This window comes from Faecalimonas sp., from assembly GCA_029264305.1.
Classification (GTDB): Bacteria; Bacillota; Clostridia; order Lachnospirales; family Lachnospiraceae; genus Faecalimonas.
The window spans coordinates 1-9,766 of record JARICA010000014.1 but is presented as its reverse complement, the minus strand read 5'-3'; the positions used below and the strand labels follow the sequence as shown (position 1 = coordinate 9,766).

Here is a 9,766-nt window from a genome sequence, read left to right as displayed (position 1 = left end):
GTCATACCAATATCCTCAAATCCATGACGCAAAATTTCATTTACAGCTTCAGGCATATATCCTCTTCCCCAAAATGGTTTACCTAGCCAGTACCCTAGTTCACATTCATCATCACGTTCTGTCATATTGGTACAACCGTTTAATTTGAGTTCAATTGTACCAATCGCTTTATTGTTACCTTTCTCGCAGATTGCATAACATTCAGCACCCAAAAAAACATTTCTAATAACATCCAAACTTTCTTCTACATTTTTATGCGGTGCCCATCCTGCAATTGGTCCTATATCTGGATTCTTTGCATATTCATAAAGGCTTTGCGCATCTGTCTCTTTCCAACGACGTAATATTAATCTATCTGTTTCCAATATCATAAAATCAACCTCATTTCATACTACTAAATCATAGCTTTCCTCAATCATCCTCTGAATCTCATGCTCTGGTATTGTTCCATCCAAAATCACCGTATTCCAATGATTTTTATTTTGATGATACCCTGGGTTCTTAAAGTTCTCATTAAATTTTTTAATTATTCCCTCATCTGATAAAAAAGTGTTTCTCATAAAGAACATATGCAAACAACTCATTTGTCGTTGAAATACTACTATTTCCAGTCAACTGCGAAATTATTTTTTGAAATTCTTCATTTATTGCAATAAAAGATTCCAAACCACGATAAGCTACAAATGGTCTATTTTTTCTTTTGTCACCTGCTACCTCAAAATATGAAGCAACTTCTTCAAATGGTAACTCAAATGGATAACCAACGTCATGAAATAACGATGTAAGTCCCCAATATTGAATATAATGATATGCTGCTTGGTTCTTCTCGGTAATATTATAGTATTTCTTATATATTTCTCTATATATTTCATTTGACTCATATATCGCTAATCCTAAAATAAATACATACACTGAATGAAAATAATGATCTCGATGTTTCATTAAAAGGCTACTGCCATTTACCTCATACTCAGAAAGGAGTTCTACCACCCTTCTATTTTTCTCATAATCTCCAATGAACATTTCCAAATAGCAAAAATACACATCAAAGGCATCTTCCTTTTTTCCAGATTTTAAAAATCTTTCAATCGCTTTTTCTAGGCATAATCTATCTATATCTTTTTCCATATTAATTGGAATTTGATTTAACTTCAAACTTTTCCCTTCATAATCAAGGTCTTTTGAACTAATACTCTTAGCTTTGTCAGTAACAAATCTAAGTCCTTCACATGTATCTCTAATAAATGCTATTGCTTATTTTTCTAAAGAATTTTTATTATATTCTTTTTCAAATATTTCATTATTCAACATTTTATATCCCATACAATTCTCCTCCCATCAAAAATATTCCAACAAAACTGCTTATATAATTATATTTTTTATTATACAATACACCACGTTATGTTACAATAAAACAAATATTTTACGAGTTGGTTTTTTATGAGACACTCTAAAAAACACGAAAAAACTAATATGTCGGATGAAAGACCAACCAGGTGATTAAAGACAATGTCAGTACGTTACAATGAAGACTTCAAAAAAAGTTGTAAAAGTCTATATGGATGGCAATAAATCAACCATTCAGATTACCGCGAATTGCAATATTGCCAAAAGTACAGTGAACCAATGGGTTAACCAGTACACTGAAGAATGTCTTTATACCACAAATACAATATCAGAATCAAAGGAAAATAGGGAAATAAGAAGATGAAATCAACTTCTTAATGAAAAAGAGAAAGAGATTACTTTCTAAAAAAGCAGCGACATTCTTTTTGAAGAAAATCGCTTAGTGGTAGATCGATTCATCGATGTTCATAAAATACATTTAGTTTAAGATGGTTATGCCGGCAGTTTGGCATTAGTCCTAATGTTTATTACAATAATAAACTTCACTTATGTGTAGTGTTATGCATTCCCCCGTCTGGAAAGCAGATAAGAAACATAAAGTATTTGACAATCTTTTAAACAGAAATGTCACAGTTAATAAGAAAAACAAAATTTGGTATACCGATTATGCTTTTGGATACATTTCAATTCCTAATGCATATTTCACCTCGTTCAACAGCTCGCTATCTGGCAAATCATATGGAAAAGGATTTTCATCTTCCATATGATTTTTAATCAATTCCTCATACGTTCCCACTTCAAGAATAACAAATGGCTTATTTAAACATATTTCTGACACTCTATAAAATTCTCCTTCAAATTCAAATACTCGTCTTGTAGAAATATGTTCAATAACATTATCGCCTGAATATGATATTTCCCTTTGTATATACGGTAACTCAATTGAAAATACTTTTCCGCCAAGCATAATAATAAAATCTTCTACTTTATCTTTAACCTTTTCAAACTCTTTCCTTGTAACAAAATCATATCTCCACATAATATTTATCCTAATCCCTTACACTTATGTTGCCTTTATTTTATCATAATTGATTAAACATATATATTTTTTTAAATATCAGGATAAGAATTTTAGTTTTTCCTCTCGCCTCATAAGCAACTTACATCTTTTCTCTTTTCTACATACTCTACAATTAATTGTGCTACAGCTTCTTTTCCCAAACTTGCATCAATACACAAATTATAGTTACTCATATTCTTCCATTCGTAACCAGAAATATTACGATAATACGTTGATCTCGCCTCATCTGATCTGTGCATATGTTGTCTTGCTTGCTCTTTCGTATCATTATACATTTCTTGAATGTTTTCAATACGATACTCTTCTGGAGCGTACAAATATACTTTCACAACATCTTTATAATTCCATAAAACATGATTTGCTGCACGTCCTACAATTACACAAGCGCCCTCGTCAGCAATCTTTCTCAAAACTTGTTCCTGAGCAATCATCCCTCGACGTCCCACATCAGTGCTTAAATAAAGTTTCTGAAACGCATAATCAGTTTGTTCATAATCACTAGATAAATGCTCTTCTGCAAGACCACTCTCTTTTGCAGCTATAGCCGTAAGTTCTTTACAGTAAAAAGGAATATCCAATTTCTTTGCTACTAATTCTCCAATTCGTTTACCACAAGTACCATGCTGACGAGCAATTGTGATTATAGTTCCCGGATGAGTAGAAACAATGGTTACCGGCTCTTTTTTTACTTCAGAAGTAGATGGAAGTCTTTTGAAAAAACGCATTGTTAAGATTATAATCACTATACCAGCCACTATATCAGACAAAGGTGATGCCACTAAAATACCATAGATTCCTGCTCCTGCCTCTCTGCTTTCAAATACTGTACAAAACACCAGCGTAAAGGTTACAAAACATAACATATCTCGAAGAACGGATGCAACCATCGCCTCTATAGGTTTTCCTATAGCCTGGAAAAATATAGAAGATACTTTTATAAAAACAGTAATAACTGAAAGACCCAAGAATATCCGAAAACTTTTGATTGCAAAGTCCATATATAATTCATTTTGCTTTCCAAAAATACCAATAATAATTTGAGGATAGCATATAAAAATTAAAGTAGCTAAAATTCCAACCGTTAAAGATGATACAACTATTTTTTTATAGCATTGTTTCACCCTATCCATTTTTTTAGCTCCAAAATTATATCCCAAAATAGGTTGTCCTCCTAAAGCAATTCCACATACAATATTACAGACAATTGTATAAACTTTTGTTTGAATACTGAATACGGAAATTGGAATATCACTACCGAAGCGAGATAAATTGCCATACTTAAACAACATCACATTGCTGAGAAGCGTCATAACAACCATAGCAATTTGAATAACAAAAGTTGACCCACCTAGAGTAATAAGATTTCGTAGTATAGAAGGACAAATGCAAAAACTTTCTTTAGTCAGACGAAAGCTCTTTGGTTTTTTGAAATAGAAAGCACAAATAAAAAATGATACTACTTGCCCTATAACAGTGGCAATCGCCGCTCCTTGAATTCCCCAATCGAACAGATAAATACAAATCGGATCAAGAATAATATTCAAAATAGCTCCACACAATAATGCAACCATAGCATAAGTTGGACTACCATCCGCTCGTATCATACTATTCATTACGTTAAACATAAGGTAAAGAGGAAAAAATGCTGCAACAATATAGAAATAGTCACAAGCAAGCTTAAGGGTTGCTTCAGAAGCTCCAAAAAGAACCATTAGAGGTTTACAGAATATAAGACAAATTACACAAAGAACAACACTAATGATAGCTGTTGAAGTAATCCCCGTCCCAACACATTTATGAGCGCTTTCACTATCTCGTCGCCCAGAGCAAATGCTTAAGTATGCGGCAGCCCCATCACCAATACACCAAGCAAAAGCATTGGCAATACAAATAATTGGAAATGATATTCCTGTTGCAGCATTACCCAAATAACCCAATTGACTGTTTCCAATAAAAATCTGATCAATGATATTATAAAGTGCACCAATTAATAGGCCTAGTACACAAGGCACTGAAAATTTAAGCAGCAATTTCCCAATCGGCTGCTCTCCAAGTTGTTTTGTTTCTTCCATATATTCCTCCTAAAAATAAAAACCGTAAATAGCTTTACCCGACATCAAATAATGTCTTATAGTAAAACTATTTACGGTAGTTTGTAGAAACGTTCACCCTATTGTGAACTTATATAAGATGTTTTTATCCAATTCTTTTTATTATATTACGTTCATGTAATTTTGTCAAATTTCATAAATTTATAAGGCTATTCTTGTATAATAAAAAATGTGTAACTTTTCTGCAAACACTTAAATTCAAGAATAATCCTATCGAAGAATTTTGGACTTTATGATGAAATGCTATTTCCATTTAACCACTTATCTGTAGATGAACATAAGGGTATGATAGACAATCTCACATATTTCATTCTCAAATTCTAATCTTCTGTCGCTTTCAGCCTACTCGCAAGACTGGGATTTGACTACTTCTTGTAATTAATTTTCTTGCTTAACAAACCTAGTAAAGTTAATGAACATATTCCAATTCCAAGCAATACTCCAGCTACTTTCATTAATTCATTGTTAGTATACTCTGCATCTGGAAGAATCCCGTCTTTGTAATAAGAATAACTTATATGGTCTGTGGTATATGCAGTTATTGAATCTCCTACATTATATTCTGAATATACGCTTTCTGGTATCTGCATTCGCTTATGATAATCATTCACTTTTCCATTGTGGTAATAGAAAAAATAATTTTTAGATATCGTATTATTAGTTGAAGCATTCTCAGCCCTTTTATCCGTAATCACAACATTCTCCATATAGTAATCTTCTCCCAGTACCATCTCTCGCATTTGCCTATTAAATGCATTAGATGTCAAAAATATATTTATCCAGACAGCAACGAAAGCTATAATCAAAATAATAAGACAGCCCCAGAACAAAATTTTCTTTTGCTTTCCAGATAATATTTCTTTTTGTTCTTGATGCTTAAACAATTTATTACTCATTCCATAACACCTCAAAATATCTGCTACAATACAAATGTATTTACCGGCATAATTTTTTTATTTCTTGTATCATCCAACTACTAAATTTCTGGATTTCTCCACTTGATAGAAAAATTACCGTTGGTTCTTTGAATAAAATCAGACCAATCTCTGAATTCATTTCCAAGAGATTGGTTGTTCCGAATTTTTGCGATGGTAATCCACAAATGAAAAGCATTTCTGATACATAAGGATCCGATTTATAAACTGAATTCCTTTTCTGTAAAAATCAAACACACACAGATTTTTCTTTCCTTAATAGTTCCATATTTCATAGCCCTGTCGTTTTGCAGAGTCATACACCGGTTGCATATTTTTCTCTAATATATTGAAAAATTCTTCTTTTGAATTTCCCGGACGATATAATTCTTGTCCAGCCCAAATGGAATGTAAATTATCTCGATAACATGCCTCAAATAATTTATGTAATTTCTCTTTTTTATGGATCAAACAATACATGGAGTACTGATTTTCCGCGAAAATAGTAAAAAACGGATTCCATTTCGGAAGTTTATTACTTTTGGATGAATTAAGCGAAGAGTCCATCGGCATCAAATTCCATAACTCATCGTTCATAACAAATGACCACGGAATAAAATGATCCACATCATATTTCTTTGATTCAATAGGTTGTCTAGTAAAAACATCCCTTATTTCGTGAACCAATATGATTCCTTCCCAAAGTTTACGAACATGGTTCATCTTTCTCAGTTTTTCGTCCATAGGGGCCAACTTATATATCAATCCTGGAACTTCCGGATTATTATTTTGTAACCATTTCACCTTTTCATATTGAATCCATCCGAGTATATTTACCGTATTATCTTGAATCATACGCATCCAATCTTCATTAAAATAAACCTCTTTTTTCAGTTTACTACTGTCTCCAAACGTGTATGGTAATTTAACTAAAGTAACATCAATTCGTCGAATGTATTCTGTTAATCTGCGTACACTTCCCCAAGGTACTGTTTCATTGCTTTTTGAAAAAAATCCTGACAACGCACGTCCAGGAACCATATTTGTCAGCTGCTCCTTATATATCTTTAATTCTGTATTGTGCTCTGCTATTGCATTTTTTATTTCCACTTTTGATGCATTTGCAGCTAAATGACTTAATTCAGTTAATCGCAGTACAACACGTTCCAAACCATCTCTTACCAAACCATCAGCCTGTAATCCACTAAGATGAATATGAAATTCTCGTACAGAATACCATGCATTACAAATCATCTCATCGATTACGGCATCAAAAGTTGTTTCTTTTATTCCTTCCGAAATCAAATTTACAATTGCTTCCAACCAATAAAACTTATAGCAATAAGAAGGATCTTTCATCATTTGAGAAAATCCCTCAACATCCAATGTATTTTCATATTTTCCTTTGATGGTCAGTGTATACCCACCTTGCGAAGTATTAAATTGAGCCATTTTTCTTCTCCTCTTCCTGGTCTTACATCCTCCGTAATCCAATATTCCTCCATAGCAAGTTCAGAAATTTCAGATATAAATTGCTGAAAGGATACTTCTGTAAAATCAGTAAAATATCTGCCATTACGTTCCCCTTCAAACACTCCATATTTAAATGATGTATAAATTACCCCATTCACTTTTAGTGCATTGCACATTTTTCTTATAATGGACAATAGTTCCGATTTTGGAACATGTAATATAGATGCACACGCCCAAATACCATCAAATGCATCTACATAATTAAGCTCTTGAAACATCATCTGTTTCACTTCAATTCCTGTATAAGCACTTGCCTCTTTGCAAAGTTTTTCCGATCCATCCGTAGCAACCACTTGACAGCCTTTTTCAAGAAAATATTTTGTGTCACGTCCTGAACCACAACCGAAATCTAAGATATACGGGTTGATGAGTAATAATTCTAAAAAACGATTTTGTATATCTGAAAAATCCACACTGATTGTGTCGTTTATAAAGCTATTTGCATTCGTATCATAATAATTTAATGTATTGTTCATTTTCTACCTATTATTCCAATTCTGTATATTTCTTTTTACATCCAAACGACTTGTCTACTGGATATTTTTCATTATTCTTACAAACTTTCTCTTGTACAATTTCATCAAGATCTAACCCACATGTATCGGCCATTAAAATACAATAATTTATGACATCAGCAAGTTCTTCTTTAATCTTGCCCAATTTATTTTCACATTCCGTATCCGTTGCACTCCATTGAAATACTTCTAATAATTCTGCTGCTTCGAGAGAAATAGATATTGCAAGATCTTTTGGATTATGAAATTGCTTCCAATTTCTATCATCTCGAAATCTCAGTACTTGATCTATAGTTTCTTGTTTCATTTTATTTCCCCCTTTTTGTTGTAAGACATTCTTTCATATATTCTGCTAACTTGCTATCTGTACAATATACATAACACCCTTTCATTCCTCTAGTCATAAGTGTTCTATATGTGTTCTTAATAATTTCATCTGCTATTTTTTCAGCCTTTTTAGGATCTTCTTTATACATCTTTTTTATCCCCTTCAAAGACTGATCTGTTCTTGCTCTTTTGGTAAAATCCGTAACTATCTTTCCGTTATCATATCTAAGATCATCACCTATGATTACACCAACATAAGCAAATTCAAGGCCTTGGGATGTATGAATGCAACCAGCTTCATTTACTGAATTTTCGTCTATTGCAAATGTTGTTGTATTTTTTAAATTCCAGCTAATCTCAAAATCACCAATCTTTATATCATGAACTTGGCTATCATTGACACCTTCTTTCAACCAATTCCAACAATATCCAGCAAGTATTCTCGCATGATTATTGCTAACTTTATTCTTCTCTAATATCAAGTTTCTCATTTCATTCGGTGAATCCATAATCCGAATATCATAATCAATATCTTCCATATCCCAGTTGGCTGTTTCACGAATATCTAATGTATTATCGAGCCATGCCAAATATCCATCCGATCCATTACACCGAAACTGGGATACCAGTTCCATCTTTTCCACTTGCGCTCCTTCTACTGAAGCCCATTTTTCAATTTCGGCTACACTTCCTATGTCACTAATGGTTACTCTCTGACTTTCATCTATAAAAAACACACTGCATCTTGAGGAATGAATTATTTCCTTAATCTGGTTCTCTCCCATGTTATGAAACATTCCAGATTTTTCATTAAGGCGATGCGCCTCATCTACCAAAATTGTATCAACTACATTTTTTCCTGTCTCTGTGTAGATTCCAGAACCTTTAAACATATTGTCAACACTACTTTTACGTAATTTATCTTTTAACTTTTTCTGATAAACGTTTCTAGGCGCACTGTTCTTTGAAACATACTGACAGAACTGATCTTCATTAGTAAGTTTTGCAAGAAGATTAATCGCAACAACTGTTTTCCCTGTACCTGGGCCTCCTTGCACAATAATTACTCTTTTCACTCCATCATCCATAGACTTTCTTGAAGCGGTAAGTATATTTTCGTAAACAACTTTTTGTTCATCCAACATAACAAATTCTCGATTTCCTTGGAGCATCTTTGCAATGGAGTCTTGAAGACTTTTCGAAGGTCTAATCTTTCCATGTTCTACTTCATAAAGTATTTCTTTCTTATCCCCTTTTACTACACTTTTCTTAATAAATCTTCTAAGTTGCTCTACTTGCCCTCGTGTAAATACCGGTGCATCTTCTTGATAAACACTATATTGCTCTGCATCTATAGGGTCTGTATTTCTTCTTCGATAATTATGTAAATACGCACATGGTTTTAAAAGAATTTTCTTCTCTTGAACAGATTGATTATAATCACTAATTAGTACTGCGTAAGACCAAGCTTGATAGGAAGGATGCACCACCTGTCTAATTGCATTTCCTGTATATGTTTCTACAAGTGCATCTTGTCCCTCAACGGCTTCCAGCTTATCCCACTGCTTTAACTCGATAATGACTACATTTTTCTTCTCTTTTCTATCATACCCAGAAATCAAAAAGTCTACACGTTTGGACGTCTGTGGTATATTGTATTCAATAGCAATTCCAGCGTCATCTGGTATCTCTTTATCATTCAATACCTTGTACATATATTCCATTGAATTTTCCCAAGAACGAAATTCATTTCGAACTGTATGACGATTCATTTTTTCATAAATTCGTTCCTCTATCTCATATGCTATTGTATCTTGTTCTACACTTTTCAAAAAATCAGTTTTTATCCCTTCATAAACTAACATTATTTTATCTCCCAGTATTAGTATTAATATTCAATCCTAAAATAATCTAAATACACTTTGTATCTATCCTGTG

9 protein-coding genes, 1 pseudogene and 1 riboswitch are annotated in these 9,766 nt (G+C 32.8%); all 10 genes and pseudogenes read right to left on the bottom strand.

Annotated features, from left to right (window positions below):
- The coding region (locus tag ACY2U7_RS04035; RefSeq protein ID WP_461815939.1) for a GNAT family N-acetyltransferase at nucleotides 1–371 on the bottom strand (371 nt) is incomplete at its 3' end.
- A 21-nt stretch (nucleotides 372–392) separates the two neighbouring features.
- Nucleotides 393–560, bottom strand: a pseudogene (locus tag ACY2U7_RS04030) (MmcQ/YjbR family DNA-binding protein); the annotation flags it as partial.
- Nucleotides 535–1,155 (bottom strand): hypothetical protein, encoded by a 621-nt coding sequence (locus ACY2U7_RS04025; protein ID WP_461815938.1) that lies wholly within the window; start codon nucleotides 1,153–1,155, stop codon nucleotides 535–537. The gene ACY2U7_RS04025 and the pseudogene ACY2U7_RS04030, both read right to left, overlap by 26 nt.
- Nucleotides 1,156–2,011: 856 nt before the next feature.
- A complete protein-coding gene (locus ACY2U7_RS04020) occupies nucleotides 2,012–2,386 on the bottom strand; it encodes a hypothetical protein (RefSeq protein ID WP_461811733.1) in 375 nt (124 codons plus the stop codon).
- Between the two features lie 110 nt (nucleotides 2,387–2,496).
- Complete coding sequence (locus ACY2U7_RS04015; RefSeq protein WP_461811732.1) at nucleotides 2,497–4,500, bottom strand: MATE family efflux transporter; 2,004 nt, start codon at nucleotides 4,498–4,500, stop codon at nucleotides 2,497–2,499.
- A 39-nt stretch (nucleotides 4,501–4,539) separates the two neighbouring features.
- Nucleotides 4,540–4,637: riboswitch (purine riboswitch) on the bottom strand.
- Nucleotides 4,638–4,904: 267 nt separating this feature from the next.
- Nucleotides 4,905–5,435: a hypothetical protein gene (locus tag ACY2U7_RS04010; RefSeq protein WP_461811731.1), complete on the bottom strand. Its 531-nt coding sequence runs from the start codon at nucleotides 5,433–5,435 to the stop codon at nucleotides 4,905–4,907.
- Between the two features lie 294 nt (nucleotides 5,436–5,729).
- Nucleotides 5,730–6,905: an HNH endonuclease domain-containing protein gene (locus ACY2U7_RS04005; RefSeq protein ID WP_461815937.1), complete on the bottom strand. Its 1,176-nt coding sequence runs from the start codon at nucleotides 6,903–6,905 to the stop codon at nucleotides 5,730–5,732.
- Nucleotides 6,866–7,462, bottom strand: coding sequence for a class I SAM-dependent methyltransferase (locus tag ACY2U7_RS04000; protein WP_461815936.1), 597 nt, complete (start codon nucleotides 7,460–7,462; stop codon nucleotides 6,866–6,868). The genes ACY2U7_RS04005 and ACY2U7_RS04000 overlap by 40 nt, the downstream gene beginning before the upstream one ends.
- 10 nt (nucleotides 7,463–7,472) lie before the next feature.
- On the bottom strand, nucleotides 7,473–7,808 hold the full coding sequence (locus ACY2U7_RS03995) for a nucleotide pyrophosphohydrolase (protein ID WP_461813005.1): 336 nt from the start codon (nucleotides 7,806–7,808) through the stop codon (nucleotides 7,473–7,475).
- Nucleotide 7,809: 1 nt separating this feature from the next.
- A complete protein-coding gene (locus ACY2U7_RS03990; RefSeq protein WP_461815935.1) occupies nucleotides 7,810–9,693 on the bottom strand; it encodes a DNA/RNA helicase domain-containing protein in 1,884 nt (627 codons plus the stop codon).
- Nucleotides 9,694–9,766: the final 73 nt, after the last annotated feature.